General features: G+C 47.7%; 40 protein-coding genes. All 40 read right to left on the bottom strand.

Annotated elements, in window-relative coordinates; all coding sequences use genetic code 11:
- Nucleotides 1-5: 5 nt before the first annotated feature.
- Nucleotides 6-341, bottom strand: coding sequence for a phage tail protein (locus SO_RS13695; protein ID WP_011072856.1), 336 nt, complete (start codon nucleotides 339-341; stop codon nucleotides 6-8).
- Nucleotides 341-3,085 (bottom strand): phage tail tape measure protein, encoded by a 2,745-nt coding sequence (locus SO_RS13700; protein ID WP_011072857.1) that lies wholly within the window; start codon nucleotides 3,083-3,085, stop codon nucleotides 341-343. Before SO_RS13700 ends, SO_RS13695 begins: the two co-directional genes overlap by 1 nt.
- Before the next feature lie 71 nt (nucleotides 3,086-3,156).
- A complete protein-coding gene (locus SO_RS23520) occupies nucleotides 3,157-3,426 on the bottom strand; it encodes a phage tail assembly protein T (RefSeq protein ID WP_420806945.1) in 270 nt (89 codons plus the stop codon).
- Entirely contained in the window at nucleotides 3,348-3,842 is a 495-nt protein-coding gene (locus SO_RS13705; RefSeq protein ID WP_011072859.1) for a phage tail assembly chaperone family protein, TAC, read from the bottom strand. Before SO_RS13705 ends, SO_RS23520 begins: the two co-directional genes overlap by 79 nt.
- An 87-nt stretch (nucleotides 3,843-3,929) precedes the next feature.
- On the bottom strand, nucleotides 3,930-4,403 hold the full coding sequence (locus SO_RS13710; RefSeq protein WP_011072860.1) for a phage tail tube protein: 474 nt from the start codon (nucleotides 4,401-4,403) through the stop codon (nucleotides 3,930-3,932).
- Between the two features lie 94 nt (nucleotides 4,404-4,497).
- Nucleotides 4,498-4,866, bottom strand: a complete 369-nt coding sequence (locus SO_RS13715) for a DUF3168 domain-containing protein (RefSeq protein ID WP_011072861.1) — start codon at nucleotides 4,864-4,866, stop codon at nucleotides 4,498-4,500.
- Nucleotides 4,863-5,324 (bottom strand): HK97-gp10 family putative phage morphogenesis protein, encoded by a 462-nt coding sequence (locus SO_RS13720; RefSeq protein ID WP_011072862.1) that lies wholly within the window; start codon nucleotides 5,322-5,324, stop codon nucleotides 4,863-4,865. Before SO_RS13720 ends, SO_RS13715 begins: the two co-directional genes overlap by 4 nt.
- A 2-nt stretch (nucleotides 5,325-5,326) precedes the next feature.
- The gene (locus SO_RS13725; RefSeq protein ID WP_011072863.1) at nucleotides 5,327-5,563 is read right to left on the bottom strand and encodes a phage protein; all 237 of its coding nucleotides are present in this window, start codon (nucleotides 5,561-5,563) and stop codon (nucleotides 5,327-5,329) included.
- 2 nt (nucleotides 5,564-5,565) lie between these two features.
- Nucleotides 5,566-5,928, bottom strand: coding sequence for a phage head closure protein (locus tag SO_RS13730; RefSeq protein WP_011072864.1), 363 nt, complete (start codon nucleotides 5,926-5,928; stop codon nucleotides 5,566-5,568).
- Nucleotides 5,928-6,224: a head-tail connector protein gene (locus SO_RS13735; protein WP_011072865.1), complete on the bottom strand. Its 297-nt coding sequence runs from the start codon at nucleotides 6,222-6,224 to the stop codon at nucleotides 5,928-5,930. The genes SO_RS13730 and SO_RS13735 overlap by 1 nt, the downstream gene beginning before the upstream one ends.
- 21 nt (nucleotides 6,225-6,245) lie before the next feature.
- The gene (locus tag SO_RS13740) at nucleotides 6,246-6,530 is read right to left on the bottom strand and encodes a hypothetical protein (RefSeq protein ID WP_011072866.1); all 285 of its coding nucleotides are present in this window, start codon (nucleotides 6,528-6,530) and stop codon (nucleotides 6,246-6,248) included.
- 88 nt (nucleotides 6,531-6,618) lie between these two features.
- Nucleotides 6,619-7,809 carry a phage major capsid protein gene (locus tag SO_RS13745; protein ID WP_011072867.1) on the bottom strand — a complete coding sequence of 397 codons (1,191 nt, stop codon included), beginning with the start codon at nucleotides 7,807-7,809 and terminating at the stop codon, nucleotides 6,619-6,621.
- Between the two features lie 12 nt (nucleotides 7,810-7,821).
- A complete protein-coding gene (locus tag SO_RS13750) occupies nucleotides 7,822-8,676 on the bottom strand; it encodes a head maturation protease, ClpP-related (RefSeq protein WP_011072868.1) in 855 nt (284 codons plus the stop codon).
- Between the two features lie 9 nt (nucleotides 8,677-8,685).
- Entirely contained in the window at nucleotides 8,686-9,984 is a 1,299-nt protein-coding gene (locus SO_RS13755; protein WP_011072869.1) for a phage portal protein, read from the bottom strand.
- Nucleotides 9,981-10,142 (bottom strand): hypothetical protein, encoded by a 162-nt coding sequence (locus SO_RS23025; RefSeq protein ID WP_011072870.1) that lies wholly within the window; start codon nucleotides 10,140-10,142, stop codon nucleotides 9,981-9,983. The genes SO_RS13755 and SO_RS23025 overlap by 4 nt, the downstream gene beginning before the upstream one ends.
- Nucleotides 10,142-11,887, bottom strand: a complete 1,746-nt coding sequence (locus SO_RS13760; protein ID WP_165443313.1) for a terminase large subunit — start codon at nucleotides 11,885-11,887, stop codon at nucleotides 10,142-10,144. The genes SO_RS23025 and SO_RS13760 overlap by 1 nt, the downstream gene beginning before the upstream one ends.
- Nucleotides 11,844-12,356: a phage terminase small subunit P27 family gene (locus tag SO_RS23030; RefSeq protein WP_165443314.1), complete on the bottom strand. Its 513-nt coding sequence runs from the start codon at nucleotides 12,354-12,356 to the stop codon at nucleotides 11,844-11,846. Before SO_RS23030 ends, SO_RS13760 begins: the two co-directional genes overlap by 44 nt.
- 11 nt (nucleotides 12,357-12,367) lie before the next feature.
- The gene (locus SO_RS13765) at nucleotides 12,368-12,697 is read right to left on the bottom strand and encodes an HNH endonuclease (protein WP_011072872.1); all 330 of its coding nucleotides are present in this window, start codon (nucleotides 12,695-12,697) and stop codon (nucleotides 12,368-12,370) included.
- Nucleotides 12,694-13,053 carry a phage protein gene (locus tag SO_RS13770; RefSeq protein WP_011072873.1) on the bottom strand — a complete coding sequence of 120 codons (360 nt, stop codon included), beginning with the start codon at nucleotides 13,051-13,053 and terminating at the stop codon, nucleotides 12,694-12,696. The genes SO_RS13765 and SO_RS13770 overlap by 4 nt, the downstream gene beginning before the upstream one ends.
- On the bottom strand, nucleotides 13,046-13,315 hold the full coding sequence (locus tag SO_RS13775; protein WP_011072874.1) for an HP1 family phage holin: 270 nt from the start codon (nucleotides 13,313-13,315) through the stop codon (nucleotides 13,046-13,048). Before SO_RS13775 ends, SO_RS13770 begins: the two co-directional genes overlap by 8 nt.
- Nucleotides 13,316-13,328: 13 nt before the next feature.
- The gene (locus tag SO_RS23525; protein ID WP_420806946.1) at nucleotides 13,329-13,517 is read right to left on the bottom strand and encodes a hypothetical protein; all 189 of its coding nucleotides are present in this window, start codon (nucleotides 13,515-13,517) and stop codon (nucleotides 13,329-13,331) included.
- Complete coding sequence (locus SO_RS13780; protein ID WP_011072875.1) at nucleotides 13,432-13,956, bottom strand: hypothetical protein; 525 nt, start codon at nucleotides 13,954-13,956, stop codon at nucleotides 13,432-13,434. Before SO_RS13780 ends, SO_RS23525 begins: the two co-directional genes overlap by 86 nt.
- Nucleotides 13,957-14,110: 154 nt before the next feature.
- The gene (locus SO_RS13785; RefSeq protein ID WP_011072876.1) at nucleotides 14,111-14,623 is read right to left on the bottom strand and encodes a glycoside hydrolase family protein; all 513 of its coding nucleotides are present in this window, start codon (nucleotides 14,621-14,623) and stop codon (nucleotides 14,111-14,113) included.
- A 3-nt stretch (nucleotides 14,624-14,626) separates the two neighbouring features.
- Nucleotides 14,627-14,890, bottom strand: a complete 264-nt coding sequence (locus SO_RS13790; RefSeq protein ID WP_011072877.1) for a Lambda phage pyridoxal phosphate dependent enzyme — start codon at nucleotides 14,888-14,890, stop codon at nucleotides 14,627-14,629.
- A 157-nt stretch (nucleotides 14,891-15,047) separates the two neighbouring features.
- Complete coding sequence (locus SO_RS13795) at nucleotides 15,048-15,338, bottom strand: Lambda phage conserved protein (RefSeq protein WP_011072878.1); 291 nt, start codon at nucleotides 15,336-15,338, stop codon at nucleotides 15,048-15,050.
- Between the two features lie 28 nt (nucleotides 15,339-15,366).
- Nucleotides 15,367-15,702, bottom strand: coding sequence for a phage protein (locus SO_RS13800; protein WP_011072879.1), 336 nt, complete (start codon nucleotides 15,700-15,702; stop codon nucleotides 15,367-15,369).
- A gap of 25 nt (nucleotides 15,703-15,727) precedes the next feature.
- Complete coding sequence (locus SO_RS13805) at nucleotides 15,728-16,051, bottom strand: DUF4406 domain-containing protein (RefSeq protein WP_011072880.1); 324 nt, start codon at nucleotides 16,049-16,051, stop codon at nucleotides 15,728-15,730.
- 256 nt (nucleotides 16,052-16,307) lie between these two features.
- Nucleotides 16,308-16,559: a phage protein gene (locus tag SO_RS13810; RefSeq protein ID WP_011072882.1), complete on the bottom strand. Its 252-nt coding sequence runs from the start codon at nucleotides 16,557-16,559 to the stop codon at nucleotides 16,308-16,310.
- Between the two features lie 107 nt (nucleotides 16,560-16,666).
- A complete protein-coding gene (locus SO_RS13815) occupies nucleotides 16,667-17,866 on the bottom strand; it encodes a tyrosine-type recombinase/integrase (RefSeq protein ID WP_011072883.1) in 1,200 nt (399 codons plus the stop codon).
- The gene (locus SO_RS13820; protein WP_011072884.1) at nucleotides 17,866-18,465 is read right to left on the bottom strand and encodes a phage protein; all 600 of its coding nucleotides are present in this window, start codon (nucleotides 18,463-18,465) and stop codon (nucleotides 17,866-17,868) included. Before SO_RS13820 ends, SO_RS13815 begins: the two co-directional genes overlap by 1 nt.
- Nucleotides 18,465-19,031, bottom strand: coding sequence for a TIGR02642 family protein (locus tag SO_RS13825; RefSeq protein ID WP_011072885.1), 567 nt, complete (start codon nucleotides 19,029-19,031; stop codon nucleotides 18,465-18,467). The genes SO_RS13820 and SO_RS13825 overlap by 1 nt, the downstream gene beginning before the upstream one ends.
- Nucleotides 19,032-19,616, bottom strand: coding sequence for a phage protein (locus tag SO_RS13830; protein WP_011072886.1), 585 nt, complete (start codon nucleotides 19,614-19,616; stop codon nucleotides 19,032-19,034). It lies immediately after the preceding gene.
- Nucleotides 19,607-20,122, bottom strand: coding sequence for a hypothetical protein (locus tag SO_RS13835; RefSeq protein ID WP_011072887.1), 516 nt, complete (start codon nucleotides 20,120-20,122; stop codon nucleotides 19,607-19,609). The genes SO_RS13830 and SO_RS13835 overlap by 10 nt, the downstream gene beginning before the upstream one ends.
- Entirely contained in the window at nucleotides 20,119-20,511 is a 393-nt protein-coding gene (locus tag SO_RS13840; RefSeq protein ID WP_011072888.1) for a hypothetical protein, read from the bottom strand. Before SO_RS13840 ends, SO_RS13835 begins: the two co-directional genes overlap by 4 nt.
- On the bottom strand, nucleotides 20,495-21,055 hold the full coding sequence (locus SO_RS13845; RefSeq protein ID WP_011072889.1) for a replication protein P: 561 nt from the start codon (nucleotides 21,053-21,055) through the stop codon (nucleotides 20,495-20,497). Before SO_RS13845 ends, SO_RS13840 begins: the two co-directional genes overlap by 17 nt.
- Nucleotides 21,027-22,097 (bottom strand): replication protein, encoded by a 1,071-nt coding sequence (locus SO_RS13850; protein ID WP_011072890.1) that lies wholly within the window; start codon nucleotides 22,095-22,097, stop codon nucleotides 21,027-21,029. The genes SO_RS13845 and SO_RS13850 overlap by 29 nt, the downstream gene beginning before the upstream one ends.
- A gap of 56 nt (nucleotides 22,098-22,153) precedes the next feature.
- Nucleotides 22,154-22,447, bottom strand: coding sequence for a hypothetical protein (locus SO_RS13855; protein WP_011072891.1), 294 nt, complete (start codon nucleotides 22,445-22,447; stop codon nucleotides 22,154-22,156).
- Complete coding sequence (locus tag SO_RS13860; protein ID WP_011072892.1) at nucleotides 22,447-22,641, bottom strand: hypothetical protein; 195 nt, start codon at nucleotides 22,639-22,641, stop codon at nucleotides 22,447-22,449. Before SO_RS13860 ends, SO_RS13855 begins: the two co-directional genes overlap by 1 nt.
- Complete coding sequence (locus SO_RS13865; RefSeq protein WP_011072893.1) at nucleotides 22,634-23,143, bottom strand: phage regulatory CII family protein; 510 nt, start codon at nucleotides 23,141-23,143, stop codon at nucleotides 22,634-22,636. Before SO_RS13865 ends, SO_RS13860 begins: the two co-directional genes overlap by 8 nt.
- Before the next feature lie 27 nt (nucleotides 23,144-23,170).
- Nucleotides 23,171-23,398 (bottom strand): helix-turn-helix transcriptional regulator, encoded by a 228-nt coding sequence (locus SO_RS13870; RefSeq protein ID WP_011072894.1) that lies wholly within the window; start codon nucleotides 23,396-23,398, stop codon nucleotides 23,171-23,173.
- Between the last annotated feature and the right edge of the window lie 118 nt (nucleotides 23,399-23,516).

Below are 23,516 nucleotides of genomic sequence, written 5' to 3' on the forward strand. Positions count from 1 at the left end.
GCGAATTAAGGATGAAATGCTTGTTCGAAAGTGGCGGCGATGCGATACATACCGCCGCCTAACGGGGTATTAGTGACCTGCTTTACTTGCCATAGCGATGCAGTGCCAAGGGGTGGTGTCCAGATAAATGACTTAGCGCCTTGATGTTCATCAAAAAAGCCGATAATGGCTTCGGCCATGGCTATTTTTTTGGTGAATGTTAGCGGCCAGCTTTGCACCTTGCTGTTAATGCCATCGCCTGCTGATTGACTGTAGCCATCCCCAAACTGTGCAGAGCGAGTACGATATTGGGTGTCGCCTGTGGCGCCGTTGTCTGGTGCCCATGTGAATGTTTGCGGCATTAGCGATACCCTCCAGCCATGGTGCGACCAATTTGGCCGTTAGGCTTTAGGTCATTGGCGAGCAATTGGCGATATTTTTGTTCAACAAACTTGCCTAGCTCGCTGCCGAACTGGCTTAATGCTGGCGTATCGGCCGTGGTGGTTGCGTTACCACTTTGATCGATATTCACCTCAACATGCACCACGCCAGCGCCAGCTGTTGCCGAGGCTGGTACGCCGTTATAGGCCGCGCCGCCTACTATGCCGCCATTGTCGTAACCTTTATGACCTTTGCGCATAGCTTCGACTGTGGCCACGCCACCGGCACGGGCTACATCTCGTTGTGACCAAACCACCTCGCCGCGATGAACAATACCTGCAGGCTCATATTTACCGCCTGCGCCTGTGTAACCACCGGATGAATAACCAACGGCGCCACCTTCAGAGAATCCCCCAAAAATACTGCTGGCGATACCTGCAATCGCTTTTTGCATGGCGATTTTTGCAATGTCAGCCAAGATAGACTTGGTTAACCAGGCAAAGTCGGCCTTACCTGTGGTTACAAAGTCGGTTAAGGCGTCAGTCATGCCACCAAAGGCGCTATCAAAGAGTTTTTCAGTTTGGCCAGCCATATCCGCTGCGGCATCAATGTAGTTTTGCATTGATGAACGGGCACCATTTGTCCAGTCAGCTTGCTTGGCATCGAGGGCAATGTAGTACTCATTCTGCGCGGCTAATCTGTCGCTGAGGTTTTGCTTAAGCATGACCAGCTGGGCTTGATACTCTTCATCGGTGGTGCGGCCTGCAAGGTTGTCAGACAATGCCTTACCTTGGGCGCGTTCGATGTCACGCTCAATGCTTTGGCGATCACCTAGGCGTTGTTGTGCTTTATCGCCTAAGCCAAAGCTGGCTAGCTTGTCGGCATTGCGTTGTTGTTCTGCGGCTAAGTTGGCTGCAAGGTTGGCGCTGTAGCTTTGCAGGCGTAGCGCTTCATTACGTTTTTTAAGTTCTTCATCGAGGGCCACGTTTTTTTCAAGCTGGGCGCGGATCACCGATTGCTCAGCCAGCAGGCTTTTTTGCTGGGCGGTGAGTACATCTTTGTTTTTGATATCGGCAATTTGCTGCTCAAACTGCAATAGCTCTTTTTGTGATTGCGTAAGCTTAGTGTTTCTATCTAACTGGCCTTGCAAGCCTGCTTGGGTTTCACGCAGGCGCATAAGGTAGCTAGTTGCAGCATCATCGGCAAAGGCTTTGGTGGTTTTGGCAGAGTCTTTAAACTTTTCTTCAATCGATGCCAAATCACGTTTGATTTTATCGGCATTGAGCAATGCGCTATTTGGATCGGCTTTGCGCACCTTCTCGATATTGTCGTTGTATTCCTTAATCGCCTTATTGCGTTTTTGCTCGTTGGTAAGGGTTTCTTCGGTAACTTTGGCAATGGCACGTTGAGCTTCGATTGAGTCTTGGTTTAGTTTGGCGCGTTTTGCCTGCTCTGCACTGCGGTCACGTTCAGTCTTCATCAGTGCCATTACTGAATCACGCTCAGCTTCCAGTGCCTTTAATTCTTCTCTAGCTAGGCCGTAACCCCATTCACCTTGCTTTGTTTTAGGACGCAGATCTTCGATACGTTTTGATAATGCGGCATACTGCTGTTCGAGCGTATCGGCACGACCGATATTGAGTATTTGATCCCACGATTCAACAGCACCTGATTTAATTGCCTTCCATGCTTTTTCGATTGAACCAAGGTTGCCGGTGATCTCCTTGGTGCGCTGATCAATGGCATTGCTATAGGCGCTAAAGGCTAGCTCTGCAGCTGCGGTTGATTTACCCGCTTCTTTTAAGGCGACAATTTGCTCATAGGTCGATGCGCTGAGGAAGTTAAACTTTTTGTTAAGTTCTTCAGCGGCTTTTACCGGGTCATCTGCCAGTTTGACAAATTCCGCCACCGTATCGGCAACGGCTTTACCAGTGGTATTTTCCATTTTTACGGCGGCAAGGCCGACTAGCTCAATTTGGCTGGCGGTAAACTTGCCAGTGTTGGCAACTTCTGCCAGTGCGGCAGAGGCTTGGCGTTGGGTACCGCTAATGGCATCAATGCGCTTGGCGGCTTCCATCAATTGGTCAGTCGTTGTACCTGCTGAGTTGCCAGTTAATATCAGCGCGTTGCGTAGCCTGTCGGCCTCGATACTGCCCTGATAATAAGCCAGTGCCATTACACCAGCGGCAGAGGCGGCAACGGTAAATGGGTTGATTAAACCCATAATATAACCGCCCATGGCTTTAGCAGCAGGGCCAACCCCGCCAAACATATCCTTAAGCTGGCCACCTTGCTGCAAGAACACCGTCATCGGGTTTTGCCCTGCTTGCAGCGATACGGCGATATCGGTGAATTGAGCAGGAAGGCCGCGTGTAGCAAACGCCATTTGCTTGGCTGACATGCCTGTTTTATCGTACTCAACCCCGGCTTTACCTACCTCAGTGCGCATCTGCGCAATTTTTTTGCTGTAGGTGTCGTATTCGGCTTGTTGTAATGATCCTGATTCACGGTGGCGGCGGAGCTGCTGCTCCATTTTGTCGAGCTTGCTGTACTCAGCAACTAGCGGATCAATTTGCCCAAGTAAGCGGTTAAGTTCAGCTTTTTGTTTAGCTGCGGCCGCTTCGGTTTTTGCTAAGGCGCGTTCTGCCTTAGTTTGGCCTTCAACAAAGCTGCCTGTTTCGGCAACCATGTTTAGCGTGAGTGTGCCGAGTGACTTATTCGCCATGGGAATTCCTGCTTAGTTTTACGAATTTGGTTTTGCTGCTTGATGGGTGGCCGTCCTTGGCCTTATTGCTGTTAATCTGTTTGCTTTTTAATCGCGCTGGCTTTAAGCATCATTAACACATCGTCAACGGTGGCTTCTGGCTGCTCATTTTCATCTAACTGACTGAAAAGCATAAAATCTTCAAACTTGGCTTTGCCGCCGTGGATGGTGTTGAGATGATGCATTTGCGCTGCGGCAATGCGCTCTTGCCGCGCCTGAACACTTAAGGGGCCGAACTTTGCTCGGTAGGCGATCCAGTCGATGACTTCTCGGTGAGTGAGGTTTTGCTGGGCTTCTTCGATGGTTCGTCCGCCGACTCCTGCGAGAACGAGCTCGTGCCAGAATTCTGAGTCGGCGGTAAGGTTTCCGGGTCTGGTTTTAGCCCAATGCCGTTAACCTCGTTAATGGCACCAATTAATGCCATGCCTAATGAGTCGCAAATTGGCCCATGGGCCTTATTACCAAGAATGTCGTCAATCTCAAATAGAGGGTTTCCCTGCTCATCAACAACACTTGAAACAATGCGAGACGTAAGCGAATCGACTCCATTGTTGTAATTGTTGGCTTCGATATTAGCGGTAGCGAATGACTTTTTACGGATGAAAACGGTGGCTTTACAGGTGTCGCCTGCTGGATTTACCCACGAAATTTCGCGGCGTTCTGGCTTGACTGGCGAATATGAACCAGTCTTAAGAAGGTTTGCAACACTTAATTCCATGATTATTCCTTAGGATTAAGTTAGTTAAGATGACAAAGCAAAAAGCCCACTGTTAGGTGGGCTTTTTATGTTGGTTTAACGGATTGACTACGGGGTGACTGCAGCAGGCACTAACACAGGATCGCCAGAAACTTGAATGCCAATGGTACTTTTTACCACATCGTTTTGCCCAAAGGTAAACGGGTAAGCAGTCATAAAGCCTTCAAAGGTGATCCACGTACGAGTGGTTGGCAAAGTAAAGTTTTTAGTTGTAACCGTTGGCGCGGTGCCCACTGCATCACTAAAACCAATTGCCCATTTAATGGTCGTGCCAGCGGTTTTAATTTGGTGCAGGCGCAGGTGGCTTGCGATACGTGGATCAATGTTGATACCAAAGGTTGCGGCACCTGGCGACTTTAACCCTGCCACAAACTCACGGGCCATGGCTTCTAATGGGGTGGTTTCGATCGGTTCGACTGGGCTGTCGATGCCGTCAATGGACGTTACCGCGATGACGCCTAAAATGGAATCATCTGCCGGATCGATTGCATAGAGCTGGGTGCCCTGCGTTTTCATACTCATGTTGTTGCTCCTAACAATAGCCTTGCGGCAGATACAAAAAAGCCCCTGCGGTTGCAGAGGCTTTTGGTTTTAAGTGCGGGATTTTTGAGAGTGGCTAACGTGTGACTAGCCAATCAATATCAAAGCTGTGGCGGTAATTGCCTGTTTCTTTATCTCGGTCATCACCGTTGTAATTGGTGGTATAGGCATCCAGCTCGATGGCATGACGGATAGCATCACCCACCGCTGAGGCTGTGCTGCCTGAGTCGGCATATACATCTACCTGCAGGGTGAATGCATCGGTATCTGGTCTGCCGGCTAAATAGTTTTCAGGGCTACCGCCGATCACTTGCCACACTGCGTAGGGCTTTACTACGTCCTGCGGTGCTTGGCCAAATGGGAATAATCTTGTTGGGTTGGTACCGAGTAGCGCGGTTACCTCTGGACTATTGCGGCAAACCACAAAAATAGGCGCAGTGCTCATGAAAGTGCCTTATCAAGTTCTTTATCAAATTCAAAGGTAAAGCGGCCAATCACTTGGTTAATGTTGTTAGCCAATGCTGGGCGCATAAAGGGTTGCGCTTGTGCATGTTCGGTACCGAACTCCACTAAATGCCAGTGTGGAGTATTTCCGCGCGCGCCTTCGTCGGCATTAGGTGTTGGGATCCTGCCTCGATTGGTGGCCACACCCACGCGATACATGATTACCCCGTCGCGTTGAAATAGGCGGCTAGCAAACTGCAGGGTGATGTTGTCGCGGATCCGTCGCCCTGTTTTTGGGTCATCCACTGCCAAGGCATTTTGTTGCGCTGCTTTTTTTACAATACCAGCTGCCTTTCGTAGCGCTGTTCGTGTGCCAGTATCAAGCACGGTTTGGCTAACCTTGTTCATTTTGGCTTTGACTTCTTTTAAGCCAAGAATGCTGAAATCTGAGGTTGCCATGGTTAACCTACTTTGCTTTGGCTGTTTAAGTACTTAACTGTGACGTGACCGTAACGCGTTTTGCAGATCACTTTCTTTTTATGCTTATGGACTTTAAGCGGCTGAGGACAAAACACCACCTTGCCCTTTTTTGTATCGGCATAAATGCAGCGGTCTAGTTTTTTACCGTTTAAAAACACCTCAACGGGTTTACCAATTTCACTGGTATTGCCAATGGTGAAAATGTGAGGTGTATTCATGGTTAAATTCCATGATTCACACCATCTTTGCAGCGTAAGCGCCACTCTTGACGGCCTGTTAAATCTGTTTCTATCGAGTGAATATCGTAGGTTCTGCCGTCCCATAAAATTCGGCATTGGTAAAACAAGCTGAGATCAATTGGGAACCATCTAAGGTTGATTCTGGCGCTGGTTTCAGCTTGTTTTGCATCCGCTGCATAAAATTCACGGCCAGCCCCTGTTAATACCTCTGCGGCAACCTTATCAAGCGGCTTATTGCCTAAGGTGAAGGTTTGCCAAGATGTTGATGTTTCGCCTGTGAGCGGATCTTGCTGCTTTACTGGCTGTTGCAGGTGGATTCGATGACGTAAACGATAGGAGAGCATTAAATCCCCCAGCCAATGCGATAAGGCGTTAATTTGATTTCTGCGGCATTACGCAGCTTGAGCGCATCATCTGGAGATGCTTGATAGCTTGATTGCAGCAAGATCATTACGCCAGTGGTAACGCTTGCAGGCAGTTTCCCAGTTGCCTGATCAACCAAAGCATTTAGGGATTCCATTCCCAAATATTGGCTTGCTTCGTCCTCTGCCCCATCAAGCAGCAGCTGCAAATTTGCATCATCTTCATCGTGAAACACATTTAGATTTTGCTTTGCTTGTTCTATGGTGATGATACTCACAGAGAACTCCTGAATAACGGTTTAAGCTTTTGCTTTTTTTGCAGCGGCAGCAGCGGCCTTAGCGTCTGCTTCTTCTTTTTCCTTGGCTTCAGCAGCGGCCTTAGCGTCTGCTTCTTCTTTTTCCTTGGCTTCAGCATCGGCCTTAGCGTCTGCTTCGGTTGCTTGTTCTGGTGCGAGTTCAACCAAGCCATTGTGTTTTAGTTCGTTAAAGTGATGTTCATCTACTTCAAACGGTTTAGATGAAGTAGTTTTTACTTCGTTATCCAAATAAAAGGATTTAAGTGCAATGGCGAGTAATTTAGCCATGGGATTTCTCCAAAATTTGTGTGACTAAAACCAAAGGCCGAGTTTCAGCCTTTGGTGCGTTTAGTTATCAGTTAACCGATTTATGCTGTTAGGCAAAAGTAAAGTTACCCTTAACAAATGCCTCTGGTCGATAAACGGCCAGCGCTAAGCGCTCTTCTGCACGGATACTGACCATGTTGTTTTCAAAGTCTTTATCGTTCTCGGTAGAGATTAAAACTTCGATATCCATGCGGTCATAGATCTGTGCGCCCATTTGGAATGCGCCGACTAAGAACTCGTTTTGCACGATAGATTGGGTTTCAACTACTGGGCGGTTCCACAGTGTGGGGACGGTTTGTCCTTGTGGTTTGCCGATCAGGTAGTTTTTGTTGCTATCCTTCAGCGTTTCAATTACGGCCCAATCAATTGGATTGAGCACAATGCCATCAGCGGCATATTCTGCTAACGCCGCTTGCAGTAACGCTAAGCGAATACGGTCAATATGCTGCTCGGTATCAACCGTTGCACCTGTTGGCTTAACGTAAGCACTTGCCTGCAACATAATTCCGTGCAGATTGGCGCCAGTGTTGTTGCCGTATAACAGCTGAACTTCTTCTTTAAGCATTAAGCCGTAACGTGCACGGGCATTGATAAAGCTTTGCAGTTGTTTTGAGTCATCCAAAATTTGGCGACTAGCTTTAAATAAATGTGCAATGGTGCGCACACCAGCACTAACTAGGCCAAATGTGATTTCAGAGTAAGGTTTAGCTGCACCTTCAGCTACTGGTGCCGCGTTATTGGTAAAGCCTGTCTCTTTAACGTATTCGATGGTGTTGCTCTCAGTTTCACCTGGAGCAATTAGGTCTCGAATAGTTAAACGACGCTCTGGACCAGCAACAATGCCAGCCATGCGATCAGGACGAACTAAACCAGCACCTGAACCTGTGGCTGAGGTGATTGCCGAACGTGGCATACCAACTCGACGGCTACCACGGAATGAACTGCTAACACCTTCCATTTCTTTGTCGTTAACCACACGCTCACCGATTGACTGCTCGCGCTCTTGCTGGTTGCTTTGGGCGCCTTTAAGCAGCTTTTGCTCAGCTTCTTGCAAACGAGCTTGCAATGCTCCTTGTTCTGACAGCAGCTTATCGACTTTATCGCGAGTTTCGGCATGCATTTCACCAGAAGCCTTGATCTGCTTATTGGTTTCTTCAGCTGCTGATTTAATTTGATCACCAATCTTGGTTAGATTGACGCCTAATTCTTCAATTTGCTTTTCAAAATTTGGGTTTGGCATAGTCGCCTCCAGTTATTTAGATAAAATGATTTTTGATGCGTTGATTAACGCGGTTAGATCGGGGGCGATAGCGTTTTGCGTATCGGACACATCAGCATTTAGCGTGATGCCGCCAGCAGCGCTCGGCGTACTGGACTTTAAATCTTGAAGTAGTTGACGGCGTTCGCTGCGAGGTACGCCTGCTTTAGCCATGGCGGCATCCACTTTACGCAGTGAGTTAGCGTTGGTATTTTCGGTGGTCTCACCAATTTCATCGGCTGAGAGTGTGTCCGCTGCAAAACCTAGCTCTACTGCTTTTTTGCCACGGATAAAGGTTTCTTCATCCATCATGGTGGCAATGACTTTTTCACTTTGGCCGCAACCTTCTACGTATAGATCCACCATAGCCGCATCAAACTCTTCCATGTCGTCGGCGATGTTACGTAGGGCATGGCGGTTACCGATGGCAAATACCCAGCAGTTGTGGATCATCAGAAAGGCAGAGCTAGCAACAAATCGCGCATCATCCTCGCCAGCCATATAAATGACTGAGGCCGCAGAGGCTGCAAGGCCAAGTACTTTAGTGGTGACTTTGCCTTTGTGCTCGCGCAAACGGTTATAGATAGCTATACCTTCGAACATATCGCCGCCTGGGGAATTGATATAAACGGTGACGTCTTTTTCATTACCGATGCTGCGTAAGGCTGCATCGATACGTTTTAGCGTGACGCCTTCGCCGTACCAATCTTCGCCAATGATGCCGTAAACAGTAATGGTTGATTCGGTGTTTTCTACCGCGGCTTTAATAGCTGGGTTCCACAGCTCTTGCGCGCGCGGAGAAATATCGCAGCGCACTCCGCTCTGCGAGAAGCTTTTTGGAAAAGGCATGGTTTACCCCTAGTTATCTTGATTGAGCCAGTTGTTTAGTGCGGCTTGGACTTTTGCAGATTCTGATTGAGCACCCAGCTGATCAATGGGGGCTAAGTTGGTTTGAACGGTTAAGACATCGGCATTACCACCGCGGCGCGGTAAGTTTTCTTTAACCCGGCAATCATCACGGGTGTAGATGCCGTTTTGAGTCATTTTGCTGTAGAACTCGGCGCGTGAGGCGCTATCGCCCCGCAGTAATGCCTCAAGGTTATATTGTGCGTATTGGGTTTGCCGTTGTGCTGGCGTGAGCAGATTAATAGAGATTGATTGCTCGATACGGCGGATCCAAGACGATAAGGTTAAGGTGACAAAGCCGATCATCTTTTGCTCGAGTCCAGTGCCCCAATTGCTGTCTTTACCGCCAAATCCTATGAGTGACGGGTCCACCAAAAACCAGCGGCAAATCTCTTCTACGCTGTAGTTTCGTGACTCGAGTAACTGGGCATCAATTGGGTTAATGCCGATTAACTCAGGGGTGATGCCTTGTTCAAGTACGGGTGATTTTCCAGCATTCATTGCGCCAGTAATCGTTTTTACATACTCACGAAATTCTGCGCGTTGCTCTTTATTCATTACGCGATCAACTTTAAAAGCGACCGTTTTTGTCATGCCGTTTTTAAAGGTACTTGCGCTCACATCCTCGGCAGACATGGCACCACCAAACACATTGGCACCGTAAGAGATGGTGGATAAACCAATCAACCCATCTAACGAGAATGCAGGAATGTGCATCATGTTTTGCTTTTTGATTTGACGGCGCGATCCGTTTCTTGGCGTGTACCAGTAGATCAAGCTACCGCTATCATCCAAGTCGATATCCATGCGGTGCGGCATAAGAAAATCGAGGGCGATAATCTCGCCGCCAGAGCGGTGGATTTCAATAAACGCATTTCCTTTAAGTAGCAATGATGCGAGTACTGCCTCCCAAAACTGCATGGCAGTCATATCTGCATTGGGCTTAATGCTTAATACAGTAGAAAGACTGTTTTGAACTTGGATCCGGCCACCATCACTTTGGCGCTCGTACAAGCCTAGCGGCAGCATTGCAACAGTTTCTGAAATGCGGCGTACACAGGCCCATACTGCAGCAAGCTGCATAGCAGTATTCACATTGACTGTTTTTCCGCTTTTAGACGTTGCCATCAATTGCGACCAAAAATCACCGTCTGTTAGCCTTAAGGTTTTACCCATAAAGCTGTCGAGTGACGCAAACGGCTGACTTGCTGCTTTAGCAATAACCAAAGCAAGTGAGTTTTTTTGTTTCACGCTGTCATTCCTTTACGTAAAAATGAAGCGCCTGCAAACGATAGGATCGAACCAGATAACAGCGACCAACCAAGTCCAAACAGGATATAAACACCAGCGACAGCCATTAACGAACCTGTTAGTGCCAGGAAGATGAATAGAGCAAGTGGTGTATTCATTAGTAAATTGGGTCCTTAATTGCTGCTAGCCAATCTTCGGTATCATCGACGCCATCAGACTCTAAAGCCGTTCCCACGGCCATGGCGGCGGCGACTACGCCGTCGATACGACCTGTGGATTTTTTCTTGGTAAAAATTCGGTTGTCTTTGGCGTCGGCCTCAAGCACGGCGCTTGCGGCGTTCCACCTTAGGCATGGGTTGGTTTTTATTCTGATCTCTTTACTGGTGATCAGCTTTTCAAACAGTTCAATTGAGCGCGGCATCCAGAGGTTTGACTCTGATGCTTTGTAGTAACCTTGCCCGTGTTTAACTAGCGGGATAAATACGTTTGCCTCGGCGAGCTCTGGCTCGAGGTAGTGGATCCGGTATTGGTCGAAGCCGATGCTTTTTATCTCAAACAGTGCTGATAGCTCGGCAATGCGTTCGGCCACAAAGCTGTAGTCCACTGCGTGACCTGGTGGCGCATGAATAAAACCTTGCCTGAGCCATGCCGAGTACGGCACGTTATCGGTGCGCTCGCGATCCAGTAGCGTGTCTTTTGGTGTCCAAAGGTCTACTAACAGCGTTTTTACGCGCGGGAAGTAAAGCGCCAAGGCGGTTAAGTCGCGGGTACCGGATAAGTCGAGCCCGCCGTAACATTCTTCGCCGTAGAGCTCGCTGATATCAAAATCATCTTCGCAATCCATCCATGTGTCGGCGGATAGCCAAGGTGAGGCAGAATCTACCCACTGGCAGAAGTTTAAGCGCCTGACAATGCTCTCTTTGGCTGGCATGCCCTTGGCTTGGGTTACCTGTTCGCGCAGGTATTTATGCGTAAACGTGTGACCTAGTGATGGGTTGGCTTTTTGCCAGCAACTTTCGTCATTGATTGGATCGTCACCTTCATCGAGCGAACAGATAAAGGCGAAGAAGGAATCATCTTCTTTGGTACCCGCACAAATGGCTTTGCCGTATTCGTGGTACGAGTAACAAACGCTGGTGCGGTCGTGGCCTGAGTTGGTGATCATGAAGATCAGCGCTTGCTTGCGGCCCTTGGTACCCGCACGCATCATCTCTACGACGTTGTTATTTTTGTGTTCGTGTACTTCGTCAATCAGCGCCATGTGTGGACGTGGGCCTGATTGGCCGTTGTCGGAGCTGATTGGTCTAAAAAATGAGTTTTTAGCGAGATAGGCAAGGTTCCAAACGCTTTGCCCGGTACCTGATTTTTTTAATCTTGAGCTTAGCTGCGGCGATTGGTTAACCATGGAAACCGCGTCGCGGAATAGCACCATGGCCTGATCTTTTTTGGTCGCCGCGGCATAAATTTCGGCGGAGGCCTCACCATCGGCCACTAAACCGTAAAGCCCGATACCTGCGGCTAACGGTGATTTACCAGAGCCTTTGCCGCTTTCGACATAGCACATGCGAAAACGGCGGGTACCGTCGGCATCCTTCCAGCCGAACAGCGAACCGACGATAAACGCTTGCCAATCTAGAAGATTGAATGGCTTGCCTTCGTGGTCACCGCCACTTAAGCGCAATACTTTTGGGAAAAAGCTAATGGCGCGGTTGGCGGCGGCTAAATCCCAAGTAAGACCACGTTCATGGCCTGTTTCTAAATCTTTTAAGTGCCGCTTACAGGCGTTGCGGATATCGGGGCCAGCGAGGAACTCCCCTGATGCGACTTGTTTTGCCCAACGAGTGACGCGATCTTCTATATCAGCCGAAGAACTCGTCGATGTCGTCTTTTTTCTTGTCGCCATCAGTTACCTGTACTTTGCTACGGGCCGATGGAGTTAGCCCAAATTCTACGAGATAGGCTTTAAATCGCCTGTCGGCATCGGCCAGCATTTGCACGGCTGGGTTTGCCTTCATTAGCATTTGCTCGACTTGGGTAAATTCTTTGGTTTCTTCGTCGATGTTTTCGCCGATGATTTTGATGCTTTGGTAAGTTCGGCCGTTTTGTTTTATTTCGTCCCTCAGATCGAGGATTTCGGAATAAACATCACATAAACGCTCAAGGGCCATGCCGTCGGCCAGTGTGAGTACGCCCATGTCTTTAAGCAGTTTTGTTAGCTTTTTCCATGCGGCTTTGGCTCTTGGGCTCAGATATGCCGGCATTCGCGGGATCCCCGCTTCTAGCTTTGGCTCTTTTTTATTGAGCGGCCTTTTGCCGGGGTTTCCTGTAACGAGCTTGAGCGCGGTCGGCGTGGTTTTTCGTCCTACTGCCACGTTTTACCTCACTACTTGTTCCAATGGTGATTTGGGTCTGTTGGCTTGCCGCTTTCATCGGCGCCAAGCTTTACCCCTCTGCTCTCCATTACTTTTTTGGTGCTATCGTGGCAATGCTTGCACAGCGGTTGCCAGTTGTTGGTATCCCAAAATAGGGATTGGTCGCCTTTGTGGGGGATCTTGTGGTCCACTACCGTTGCGGCGGTGATAATATTTTTTTGCTGACAGAAGCAGCAGAGAGGATTGCGCTTTAAGAAGGTTTCACGGGCTTTTTGCCAGCGTCCACCGTAACCACGCTCAGCGGTTTTGCGTTTGTCATCGCGCCAGCTTGGTTGGCTCATAGCTCACCGGAGCCGTCCAGATAGCCTGATGTTTTTTGTTCTTCGTCCTCTACAGCCATCATCTGATCAACGATTTCCAGATTACTATTTACCAAGTGGCTGATGGCGTTGGTTTGGGCAGTAATGGCCGCGGTTAGCGCTTGCATTGACTCTATTAAATCGTCTTGCTTGCTTTGCTTAATAACTGGCGGAGTGGTTTTACCCTGAAATGTTGGGTATGCGGCATTTAATGCAGTTACTTCAACCCAATCAGCAGGTACCAGTGGCACTAATTTCTTTTCTCCATTGTCGATATAAGATTCGACAGCTGGCACGGAAACGATTTTGCCATTGAAGATAACGACGACTTTATTCATTTCCGTCATCCATATTGATTACGTTTAGGTTGCCAGCTTTTATCGCAGCCATTCGAGCTTCGTGAAATTCATTGTCCTGCTTACGCTTTTCTTGAGTTCGACGATATTGAACAAGGAAGAGTGCGATTGTTGATGCGATACCAAGCAACAAGGCAATATTGTTGAGTGACAAAAAGCCGCCTATTGCCGTAGAGATTGAAGCGACATAGCTTCCAGTTGTCGTTGCTTTATCCATAATCATCGCCGTGACTTTAGTATTCATGTTTGGCCTCCGATTACTCGGTAGACAGTTTCGATTTTTGCTCTGTAATCCATTTTTCTAGCGATAGCCAATCGAGATCGCATAGAGAAATTACTTTCATCAACGAGTTGGTGTATTCAGAAAGATCTTGGTTTTTCTTGCTGGAATACGGCGGAACGATGCAATGGCCTATCAGTTCCTTGGGCGGAAAAACATACTGAATCTTGGTTACGGTAACGGTTCGCACATCTGGCGGACTGCTCGAGCACGCTGTTAACAGCATCAGGGATACCAGTAGCGCCCCAAGATAGCGTTTTTTCATCGCTGGACCTTTCGAATACCTGAGTTAACTCTTTGGTGGATTGCTCGAACTCGCGCTTAATCTCGTTTCGTGACCGTTCACGATCGCTCAAGGCCTTGGCCAGCAAATCAAGACTGCCGAGTAAGGTTTGCTTGTCTGTTTCGGCAGATTCGAGTGATGAAGTCACCGAGGATAAATTTTTTTGCAGCTCTGAACGGGCAAGCTCAGATTTATCCAAATTTGCATTTAATAGCGCAATTTGTCCCTTATTGATCACAAAAAAAGCCGTGAATACGCCTATCAAAACAATCAGCAAAACGATAAGTAACGCAATGATTTTACTTGATATTGTCGAGAGCATTTTTAACGCCTAAATTTGCCAGAAAAAAAGGTCTCATTTCGCGGTTTTGCATAAAACTGTATGCGCACGGTCAGTTAGGTAAAAGCCCTGAAGTTTTGACCCGCCCCACCAAACAAAGATAAAAAAACTCTAATTATCAGTAACTTGCACAAAATTAATTGAGAGCATCGAGGCAGTCGCGGTGCCGCTGCTGCGCCCGAAGCCACACGCCATAGCAGCGCTTGTTGCCAGGCGTTGAGCAGTCATAGCCAGCGACGGTGCGATACTCTGGCAACAGCAATGCATCACATGATTGTTGGTATTCACCTTGGATAAGATGGCCACGCATCGGAGAGGCTAACCAACGGCCAATACCGTATTGATACGTCCAATCGATGTATAAATCGTAAGATGCTTGATTAAGCTCTACGTTAGGCAGGCTTGCTCGAAAGCGTTGCTCATCCTTATCGATATGAGCCTTTGCGGTTTTAAGTGCGTTAATTGGGGTAGTGGTTTCGCCTAGCTTTACTGGCCGTCCATCTGCGTGATAAGTGGAACCAAATCCTAGTGTAGGGCGATCACCTTTAACAGGGATCTCGGCAACTGGCGAGAAGCCCTCAGATGAAACCAAGGTGATCAGTGCAGCAGCTGATAAGCTCAGGCCTGTGACTAATACCTTATTGCGCATGATTTACTTACCAATCCTTGGATAACCTAACGGACCTGTATCTGGTGCTTTAGCAGCCATGAGCTTAAAGCTTTCTACCTGCAAAGCTTCAGCTTCAGATAATAGTTTGATGATTTGAAGATTATTTGACTTAACCTTCTCTGCTAATTCACTTTTATCATGTGCAACCCGCGCCGTCTTTTCAGCGACTTCTTCTTGCAGTTGTTTAAGCAGCAACTCGAGCTTGAATCCATTTGGATTAGTAACACTCATCAAAATCTTATTCATAGATGCCCCAAAACAAAAAGCCCCGGCGATGGCCGAGGCTTGAATAAACTGAAAGGTCTAGATAGCAAAAAGCCACCTATCTGGTGGCTTTAGATGCTATAACCCGCATTGTTATAGCAGGATAGTAAAACATAAGGCTTGGGTAAATCATTTTGTTCTACTTTTTTTGTTTCCCGCTATCCCCATTTATGACATCACTCTCAAATACTGCCCATGAGTTTCTCATGCTTGATAGGAGATTCTCTCGATTACTTACTTCGCCAGATGCCTCTTTTGCATAAATAACAGCTTCTGTTAATTTACCTGCGGTATACCCATTTAAATCGCCAATAATATTTGCAACCATAGAATCTAGCTTTTGCGCATAAGGCGCTGCGCTCTTCTTGGTACTTGAGTTGGCCACATCATCAATAAGTTCCCTGAGCTTTCTTATTTTTTCATTATCCATAATTTAACCTTGTTTAATTACTTATCACTTAACTGATTTTAATTCGGCCAAACTCATCCTTAATTCCGAAATAAACGATTGAACGACCTTCATCACAACAAAAGCTCCAGCCGATAAATCTGCCGCCGCTAGTACGGTTTAGTCTCGCAAGAAGCTTATTTGCTGCACGCCAGTACACCTTAAAAGGATCCTCTTTAGATGTAGGAAGCATTGTGTTAACAAGGGCGTCAATGCTTATAGCAAAAGAATCACCAACATCAACACCGAGGACGTCATTTATCAGTTTTTCAATCTGATTTTCAAAATGCACATCCACGGCAACGATATCTTCTGCGCCAATGGTGTAATTTCGTTCGTTATTCATGATTCTTAGCTCTTAAATTTCACTATCACGATACTAAACTCATACCGCGTTCAATGTCTATTCCAGTTGGGACAAACACGATCTTAAGCCCTATCTTCTTGGCGTAATAATACTCGGCGGTGGCGCCTGCAGACCTGCGCCAACCGGGCAACATCACAATCTCATTGCAGGCACGGATCATGGCGTAACAGATATCCATGTACTGTGGTTCGGTTAGGCCGAACGGCAGTCCAGCAGAATGCAGCACTACTCTGCCAGTTTCAGCTAGCTGCTCGGCCGCTTTAAAGAACGCCAGCTTATTGGCCTCGACATTGCCGCTTATTGGGCCAGCGATGTAGGTGGCTATCATCAATCATCACCAGGCGGGGATTGATTAGCAGTGGCGTTATCTAAAGTATGTTCACGCCAAGCATATTTACAGCACCGGCATGTTTTTAATAGATGCTCTTTTTTACAGATTATTTGATAGTCAAATGTCCTTGACACATAGCGAATAAACTCACTCATCTTTCCTTGGTCTTTGCATGTACCTAAATTGGTGCCATCTTCTACAAACTGAAATTCTATCGAACTGGATCCGCACTTCACGCATTTACCCATTGCGGTTATCTCCATCTATCGGCGCGATTGCGCTTTCTATCTGATTTATTACGGCGACTGATGTGGCGCATTTCAGCATGCTCTTTGAGGCAATCTGGCAAGGCTATTTCCATCGAACAAGAAACAACACCGTCAACATGCTTCACGCGATTTGGCTCTGATATCACCACTTTATGACTTAGCTCTAACTGCATTAATGCTCTTCTAAGCTCCGCCAAATAAAGCCACAAACACATCAAAACGACTGTCTTACTCATTAAATATCTTCCTCTTTTGAAGATGCATAAATTGCCTTGTAAGCCATGACCCACAAGGCTTTAGGCTGTTTTGCTAATATTTTCTATCTTGAAACTGTCTTGACTACTCATTTGCAAATCCTCTCTGCAAATAGGTGATGTATCGATAGCAAATGCTTATGCCAAAGCTCGATAGCCTCTCGCTTTTGATCAGCCAAATAGGTGTGAATATAGGCTTGGTCTAGCTTGGTCATAGAGTGGTTTAGCATCTGCTCGGCTACCATATAATCGATACCCAAATCAGCCCAACATGAGCGAGCCAACTTGCGTAAATCATGGGCCGTCCATTCACCACCACTCACCTGTTTAACCAAACTATTGGCACCACGTTCATCTAGTCCGGTGTTACGGCATGGGTGCGGAAATAGGTACCCGCCTCGATAACCTGCAGCGGCTTGCATTGACTTATGCCAGCGCAATATATCGGCCATCAGTCCAGAGATAGGGATAGTCAGTTGAGCTTGGGTTTTGGTGATATTTGCGGGGATCACCAACTTGGCATTGGGTTCATCGTAATAGCTCCACTTAAGCAAGCGGGTTTCGCCAATGCGGGTACCGTAGGCCAGCATAATAAACACCAACAACGCCGCGCTATCACTGGCCGTATCAAGGTCACTTAGCAACTTAGGCAAATCCGTTGCCTGTAACTGCGGTGGTTTAGTTGCGATCGGCGTAGCAATAAAATCCGTAAAGCTTAACGATGCCAACGGATCATCACTAATTAGCTTAAGCACAGTGGCTTGCTTAAAGGCTTTACGCAGCACGGCGTAATACTGGCGAACGCTGCCGATGGAATAACGTGCCTGCAGTGGCCAAATTAATAGTTCATCGACTTTATGATGATTTAGCTCACTCAGCATCACCTCACCCAGCACCGGCAATAAGTGCTTAACAATGGTGCATTTGATATTGCGGCGCCGTTTAATCGATAAGCTAGTATCCGCCTGTGACCTGGTTAAATACCAATTAAGCAAGCCACCACAACTTAACCAGGTGTTCACCTTCACGCTTTGATCTTGCCGATGCTGAATGCTCAACGTGGGCAAGTCATCAATGATCGCCTTAGCACTCACCAACGGCCAGTTAGCCACCTTAGCCCAACTGGCCTTGCCATCTTTGTTGGTAACTAAATACCAACTGCCACGACTGCGCGAACTCCCAAGGCGCAACCTTAGCGGATAGCGCGGGTCCCTAATTTCGGTAATCGATTCATCGGCAACAGCCCGTTTAATGGCGGCATCACTTAAGGCAATACAGGCAATAGCCATCAGTCGCACCTCAGGTTAGTTCGGCAGTCTGCGTAAAAATATTCAACCGAGATCGCCTCTTTATCAGCAGCTGATAACCCCACCTTAAACAGCGCTGCAGTCAGTTTTTCAATCAGCTCAAACTCAGCCAATATCAACGCTTGCTGCAACTTAATCAGCTCGCTATTCGCCGCTAAATCAACGCCAGAACCTGCGCATTTATCGCACGGATACAGCTCGAACATCGGCTTAACTTTGCCAACCCCACGGCAGGTATTGCACTTAGGCAACGCATTAATCTGCTGGCGGATGGCCGTTTTAGCACTCACCAAAGCCTTGTACTCAGGCGTTGAAAGCACCTGCTGTTTACAGTGCAAATCAAACCGCTCATTAATCGATGACTGGGTTGCTAACACTGCCATTAAGCGCTTATTTATCCGCTCCAATGGCTCAATTCGGTGATAATCAGCATTGCCAATGGATAGGTGTCCATCGAGTTCATTGATGATCACCCTCACCGCCGCCTCAACACCACAGGCCAGATCAACCGAGCCCATAGACTCGAGTTGCTCTGCCTCCGCTTTAAGCCGTTTAACTAAGTCGCTTACCGTATCAATCATCAACCCGCTAGCCCCATTTCTTGGCCAACGAGGCGCAGTACTTTTTTAGCAAAGCGTGCTGCATCATGTTCGTGCTGATGCAGTGCATCTACACCATCCATATACTTGTCGTAAAAATGCTGGCTAAATTGCTCTGGCGTGATCTTGGCGCCACTCAAATCACAAAACGATTTAGTCAGCTGCTCAACAGTCTTCAACAGCTTCCCAGTGCCGTTGCAGTGCTTACACTCACCATTGCGGTGATAGTTAAGTTTTGTTCCTTTGCACTTAGGACAAGTGCGGGTACCGCACACCTCATTCACTGCTAGCTTTGCCAATGCAGAGGCCGCAACTGGCCGAAAATCCACTTCATATTGCTTACATAGCGCTTTAACGAGTACATCCTCGGCATCCACATCGCCGCAAATGGCCGCCTCTAACACCTTCACCCCAACGGGGTACTTTCCTTGCACCTGTGCAACAACACCCATAGCATCCTCCTTACTAAAAACCCCTTTACCTCCAGCAGCACCGATCGACAACCCGCGTGGAGATAGCAGCTCAAACAAGCGCTCAATTGAAATCATTTATCTGCCATCTCCTTGGTGGTTCGCTGCAATGCGGGCAGCGGAATGAATAATGCTTAGTGCAATACTTGATACACGACTTTCGGCAGCTTCAAGCGGATCTTGGCGAGACACAGTGCTCTTTGGCTTGCGTTCTTCACGAATGCGCATCAAACCACGGGCATATAGCGCATTGCCTAAGGTTTGGTTGCCAACCTTGGCTTGGCGTGATGCGGTAAGAATCGATTCACCAGCAACATACAAGGCGATCGCTTTTTCTAAATTGGCAGCACTTTTATCCGTTGAATTGCGCAGTAAATTGCGCTCTCTTAATATTTTTAAGAGGCCGACTTGTCCAACACCAGCTTTGGTTGCTGCGTTATACGCAGATAGCTTTTCATCAACATAAAATTTGATGGCCTTTTCTAATCTTTCGCTGACTTTTTTAGGCTCATTGCGCAATAAGCCGCGATCCTTAAGCTCTTTTGATAGCGTTTTACGGCAAACAGGCGCGGCGGCTGAGCTCTCTAAAAGCGTCATCTTTTGGTTCACGTACAACTCAACGCCAAGCGCCAAACGCTCAGCAAATTGGACTTTTAACGGCATAACTCCCCCTTACCAAACAAGGCGATAAGCGCTGCATCACGAGTGTCTGCATTACTGCGGCCAGTCCAGCCAGTGATCTTGTTAAAATACACACTACTATCCTTGGCCTTTTTAACAGGGCCACGCAGCGGTTTAACTAAGGTGACGGCAATCCCTTTACCTTCGAGCACTTCTTTAATCAATCTGGCGGTGGCTTTAACCTTGCCTAAATCCTCTGCCTTGCTCATATTGATCTTAAATTCACTACCGCCTTGGCTTGGGGCATGGCCAACGTAGGCTAGCAATGGGTTTTGGCCTTTGGCAGTCCGCTTTAACTTGCTGGCAAACACTGGCTTCTTGTTATCAACATCCTCAAGCAGCACAGTGCAAGGCGAACTGGCAGCACTGCTAACCACAAACTCAATCAACTCACTAAATCCCATGCTCTTAAGCAGCTGTATCTGTCCGCCTATCACCGTGGCCACACCGCTTTTAGTCAAATCAGGATCAATACCAATACGAATCACACCGCCACCCCTCTAAACCGCTTTGACTGCCTTACCAAAAACTGATTAGCCTGTTTGCGACAAGCTGGCCCACCAAGCGCAAATAAGCGCTCATACTCCATACAAACGGAATGCTTAAACTCAGCTGGGATCACCGACATGTGCTTTACAATCTTCTCCATGTCAGACTCACCACCGCGGCAATGCCACATTTGCGGTAGTTCGCGTTCGCGCATCAAACCTTGGGCCCGTAACTCAGTGGCTGTCACCGCTTTAGGTACAAATAACTCCGCATCGTTAACCGCCTCTTGCACGACTTGACTAGCAGCAGTATCAACAGACGTAGGCGCCACAATCGCGCGATAAAAATCCGGTGCATCAGCTGGTAAGTGTTTAATTGCCAGAGCCATTGGCAGTCCTTAGCCCAAACTTTTGGCGCAAATCAGCGATAATCGAGCAAGCCTTTTGACTTTCAACAGGCTTGTTTACTGGGGCGGCAAGCGCTTTTGGAATACAGGCATCAAAGCTTTCACCCTTCACCGCACGGCGGCACATCACTTCATAATTGCGTTTAAATAACGGCCATGTTTGCTGTTCAGTGCGGTTTTGCAGCTCATACCAACCCGTTTCACGGCCAGCGGCAAATACAGCGCCATGGCTCCAATTGTGCTCACTCGGCCAGCGGCCATGGGCGCAACACTCGCGGTAAGCCATCTCAGCGTTAGGTAAGCCCAGTTGTTCAGGTGTAGGCGTACACATCGCCACAAACTCGGCTGGGTTAACGCTCCATGGCGCGGTTGCTGCGCGTTGTTTAAAAGCCTCAATTCCAGTCATCACCTGAGCCACACTCAAGCCTGCCTCACCGATTTGCTTAACAAATTCCTCTACTACACTGCCAAGCTCAGCACCAAAGCGATTGCTAAAATCACGGCTGTACAGGTTCATAGTCGGCATCAATCGTGTTGCCACCACCGAGGTGATCTGCGGAATGCTGGAGCTGCTCTGCCATTTCCCGTAGTTCGCGGAAGACTCGTGCTGTGGAGTGTTCATAGCGTGCAGTGTTTGCGGTAGCAGTTGGTGTATTGGCTTCATGTGATGATCTCGCTAGCAGTTTGGCGTTTAGTTTGTCCCATTGTTTACGCAGGGTTTTTGGGCATAACACGTTGCTTGCCCAAAATGAGTCGCTATTGGCAAACTTAAACAGCTTGCAGATGTCGTGGTGAGAGCGGTTGTCTTGCATGCGCATCAAGCGCACTTGGTTAGCCCAGTCAGGCCAGTTAGGTTGCTTTGCAGTTGGGTTAACAATCAGCACTTTGTTGAAGATGTACTCAGCACACTTTAAATCGTCTTGAGTGCCCCAAAGCTTGCCATTGGGAGTTTGAACAGCAGCATCTGGTTTAACCTGCATGTCGGCCATTGCGTCAGCAATGTGCGACGAAGAGATCTTTTGTATTGTGTCTTTTGTAATATTGTCTTTCTTTTGTATCTCTCGGTTCTGACAATCTACGCTGTCGGTTTCGACAATTGCATTGTCAGAATTGACAATAATATTGTCAGTTTTAACAGTGGATTTTTTACCGTTAATAGAATGCGATTTCTTGTCTTGCCACGCCGAAACAATCTGGTTAACGCCAACTTTACGACCGTCTTTTATGATGATATCGCGTGCAGTCAGTGACTTAATCGCATGACAAATATTGCTCGTTGTAATGCCAGTCATGTCGGCTAATTGCTCTAAGCAAACCCAATCAGTGGCCTTGCCATAGCCGTAGGTTCTACGGATAACAGCAAATACCACCCGACTCTCACGATCGCTTAATTTAGTGCGGCACAGGGCGTCCACCAGCGTATTGGAGAGTCGTAAATAACCATCTTCCAAATCTGCTTTCACCACCCCACCCCGCGTTTGCTGTTTGTGCTCAGCAACTGGCCGTAACGGCACCACATTACTGCCACCAGCGCCATGATTGACGCTATCAATTGATTCCAGTACCATTGTTTTTGCCTCACTTGGTATTAAGCCCACAGCCGCCACAGCTCTAGTGGGCTTTCTTATTTAAACCGCACCGCACTACCCGAAAACTGATACCCAGCGTCTAACACCCTTTCAGCAATTGCCTCGGCACTCGTCGTAGGTGATGTGCGAATAACATTGGCTAATAACGCAATCTCTTGATTACGCTCAATGCGAGCAAACTCAGACATTTGTTGATTACGCTCAATGCGAGCGAACTCGGCATCTTCTTCGGGGGTGTAAGGGATATCTGCACAAGATTTTGCGCGTGAGTTATCACTTAACTGATTTTGACCAACATTTACCGCAATCACAGGGTCATAAGCTTTCATCACACTCTCCCATTCGCTTTTAACCGCTCATAGTCATGGCGGCAGTCGGCATCACAAAAATGCTGATTAGTTGAAACTGGTGCCTTGCAGTAATGGCACTTGCCAGTAAAAGTCAGCGTAGGTTGGCGAACAGATAACGCGGCCTTGATATGCGCTTCATGCTCGATTGCGGCATCATCAATAACATCACTCATGCTGTGCGCTCTTAGCTGGAATGGTATGAACGGTGCGCACTTGGCTACTCACTACCGCTTTAAGCGAAAGCACTTCACGCACAGTTTTGGTCAGCTCGCGGCTAATGCAATCAAACTCTTCAGGCGTAATCACCCCATCAGCGCGTGAGTCGCGGATCTCAGCCAGTGCAATGCCCATTTGCTCACTAATCAGCAACAGCTGATCGCTTAACTCTTCATCGCAGTTAACCGACTCAGGCAGCTTTACAAACACCCCGCCACGGCTATGGCACCATGCCGATAAAATGCGGTCATCATCGGCCAGCTCAGTCAAATGAATCGCATCGCGCAAATACAAGTGATTGCTGTCGTTCTCAGGGTTTAATTTGTTGTACATCACCCCGGGCTGTTGGAATAAATCCTTAGCCAACTTATCCACCCCGTAATCGTGCCCAAGCGCATGGGCGGCATAGAGTGGGTCAGTGCATGAAAGGGCTTCGCGCTTTAATGTGTTTTTATTCATGGAGTTGTTATCCTGTTCGTAAGTTAACTAGGCAACTTGGTTTGATTCGCTGATAGGCTCAGGGAATACGTCAGAAAAAGAACACTCAACACCGGACTGATTAAATGCCTTAACGATTTCCCAGCAGGTAGTCAGATCGATATTTCGAATACCTGCCTCATAGTTACCAACCGCACCCTGAGTTTTGCCTATCTGCTTGCCCAACTCAGTCTGAGAAAGACCTGCTTTTTTTCGGTATATGGAAATGTTGTTCATGTTATCTGTTCTCGACATTGAATTAATCACATTAAACACGAAACGTGTTTATAAGTAAACACAAAACGAAAAAATCAAATATCACATTACGTGATATTCTTATTCGAAATTATTTACT

The organism is Shewanella oneidensis MR-1 (assembly GCF_000146165.2).
In the GTDB taxonomy this organism is placed as follows: Bacteria; Pseudomonadota; Gammaproteobacteria; order Enterobacterales; family Shewanellaceae; genus Shewanella; species Shewanella oneidensis.

Excerpts from the sequence above, each read along its gene's own strand:
- SO_RS13820 (WP_011072884.1), bottom strand. The coding sequence starts at position 18,465 with ATGATTGATACGGTAAGCGACTTAGTTAAACGGCTTAAAGCGGAGGCA.
- SO_RS13770 (WP_011072873.1), bottom strand. The coding sequence starts at position 13,053 with ATGAATAAAGTCGTCGTTATCTTCAATGGCAAAATCGTTTCCGTGCCA.
- SO_RS13870 (WP_011072894.1), bottom strand. The coding sequence starts at position 23,398 with ATGAACAACATTTCCATATACCGAAAAAAAGCAGGTCTTTCTCAGACT.
- SO_RS13715 (WP_011072861.1), bottom strand. The coding sequence starts at position 4,866 with ATGAGCACTGCGCCTATTTTTGTGGTTTGCCGCAATAGTCCAGAGGTA.
- SO_RS13745 (WP_011072867.1), bottom strand. The coding sequence starts at position 7,809 with ATGCCAAACCCAAATTTTGAAAAGCAAATTGAAGAATTAGGCGTCAAT.
- SO_RS13725 (WP_011072863.1), bottom strand. The coding sequence starts at position 5,563 with ATGAATACACCTCACATTTTCACCATTGGCAATACCAGTGAAATTGGT.
- SO_RS13845 (WP_011072889.1), bottom strand. The coding sequence starts at position 21,055 with ATGCCGACTATGAACCTGTACAGCCGTGATTTTAGCAATCGCTTTGGT.
- SO_RS13800 (WP_011072879.1), bottom strand. The coding sequence starts at position 15,702 with ATGAATAACGAACGAAATTACACCATTGGCGCAGAAGATATCGTTGCC.
- SO_RS13825 (WP_011072885.1), bottom strand. The coding sequence starts at position 19,031 with ATGATTTCAATTGAGCGCTTGTTTGAGCTGCTATCTCCACGCGGGTTG.
- SO_RS13810 (WP_011072882.1), bottom strand. The coding sequence starts at position 16,559 with ATGAGTAAGACAGTCGTTTTGATGTGTTTGTGGCTTTATTTGGCGGAG.
- SO_RS13765 (WP_011072872.1), bottom strand. The coding sequence starts at position 12,697 with ATGAGCCAACCAAGCTGGCGCGATGACAAACGCAAAACCGCTGAGCGT.
- SO_RS13850 (WP_011072890.1), bottom strand. The coding sequence starts at position 22,097 with ATGGTACTGGAATCAATTGATAGCGTCAATCATGGCGCTGGTGGCAGT.
- SO_RS13710 (WP_011072860.1), bottom strand. The coding sequence starts at position 4,403 with ATGAGTATGAAAACGCAGGGCACCCAGCTCTATGCAATCGATCCGGCA.
- SO_RS13805 (WP_011072880.1), bottom strand. The coding sequence starts at position 16,051 with ATGATAGCCACCTACATCGCTGGCCCAATAAGCGGCAATGTCGAGGCC.
- SO_RS13865 (WP_011072893.1), bottom strand. The coding sequence starts at position 23,143 with ATGAATAAAAACACATTAAAGCGCGAAGCCCTTTCATGCACTGACCCA.
- SO_RS13785 (WP_011072876.1), bottom strand. The coding sequence starts at position 14,623 with ATGCGCAATAAGGTATTAGTCACAGGCCTGAGCTTATCAGCTGCTGCA.
- SO_RS13780 (WP_011072875.1), bottom strand. The coding sequence starts at position 13,956 with ATGCTCTCGACAATATCAAGTAAAATCATTGCGTTACTTATCGTTTTG.
- SO_RS13750 (WP_011072868.1), bottom strand. The coding sequence starts at position 8,676 with ATGCCTTTTCCAAAAAGCTTCTCGCAGAGCGGAGTGCGCTGCGATATT.
- SO_RS13840 (WP_011072888.1), bottom strand. The coding sequence starts at position 20,511 with ATGGCTCTGGCAATTAAACACTTACCAGCTGATGCACCGGATTTTTAT.
- SO_RS13795 (WP_011072878.1), bottom strand. The coding sequence starts at position 15,338 with ATGGATAATGAAAAAATAAGAAAGCTCAGGGAACTTATTGATGATGTG.
- SO_RS13700 (WP_011072857.1), bottom strand. The coding sequence starts at position 3,085 with ATGGCGAATAAGTCACTCGGCACACTCACGCTAAACATGGTTGCCGAA.
- SO_RS13760 (WP_165443313.1), bottom strand. The coding sequence starts at position 11,887 with ATGGCGACAAGAAAAAAGACGACATCGACGAGTTCTTCGGCTGATATA.
- SO_RS13695 (WP_011072856.1), bottom strand. The coding sequence starts at position 341 with ATGCCGCAAACATTCACATGGGCACCAGACAACGGCGCCACAGGCGAC.
- SO_RS13775 (WP_011072874.1), bottom strand. The coding sequence starts at position 13,315 with ATGAATACTAAAGTCACGGCGATGATTATGGATAAAGCAACGACAACT.
- SO_RS13705 (WP_011072859.1), bottom strand. The coding sequence starts at position 3,842 with ATGGAATTAAGTGTTGCAAACCTTCTTAAGACTGGTTCATATTCGCCA.
- SO_RS13740 (WP_011072866.1), bottom strand. The coding sequence starts at position 6,530 with ATGGCTAAATTACTCGCCATTGCACTTAAATCCTTTTATTTGGATAAC.
- SO_RS13860 (WP_011072892.1), bottom strand. The coding sequence starts at position 22,641 with ATGAGTGATGTTATTGATGATGCCGCAATCGAGCATGAAGCGCATATC.
- SO_RS13720 (WP_011072862.1), bottom strand. The coding sequence starts at position 5,324 with ATGGCAACCTCAGATTTCAGCATTCTTGGCTTAAAAGAAGTCAAAGCC.
- SO_RS13855 (WP_011072891.1), bottom strand. The coding sequence starts at position 22,447 with ATGAAAGCTTATGACCCTGTGATTGCGGTAAATGTTGGTCAAAATCAG.
- SO_RS13730 (WP_011072864.1), bottom strand. The coding sequence starts at position 5,928 with ATGCTCTCCTATCGTTTACGTCATCGAATCCACCTGCAACAGCCAGTA.
- SO_RS13815 (WP_011072883.1), bottom strand. The coding sequence starts at position 17,866 with ATGGCTATTGCCTGTATTGCCTTAAGTGATGCCGCCATTAAACGGGCT.
- SO_RS23025 (WP_011072870.1), bottom strand. The coding sequence starts at position 10,142 with ATGAATACACCACTTGCTCTATTCATCTTCCTGGCACTAACAGGTTCG.
- SO_RS13830 (WP_011072886.1), bottom strand. The coding sequence starts at position 19,616 with ATGCCGTTAAAAGTCCAATTTGCTGAGCGTTTGGCGCTTGGCGTTGAG.
- SO_RS13790 (WP_011072877.1), bottom strand. The coding sequence starts at position 14,890 with ATGAATAAGATTTTGATGAGTGTTACTAATCCAAATGGATTCAAGCTC.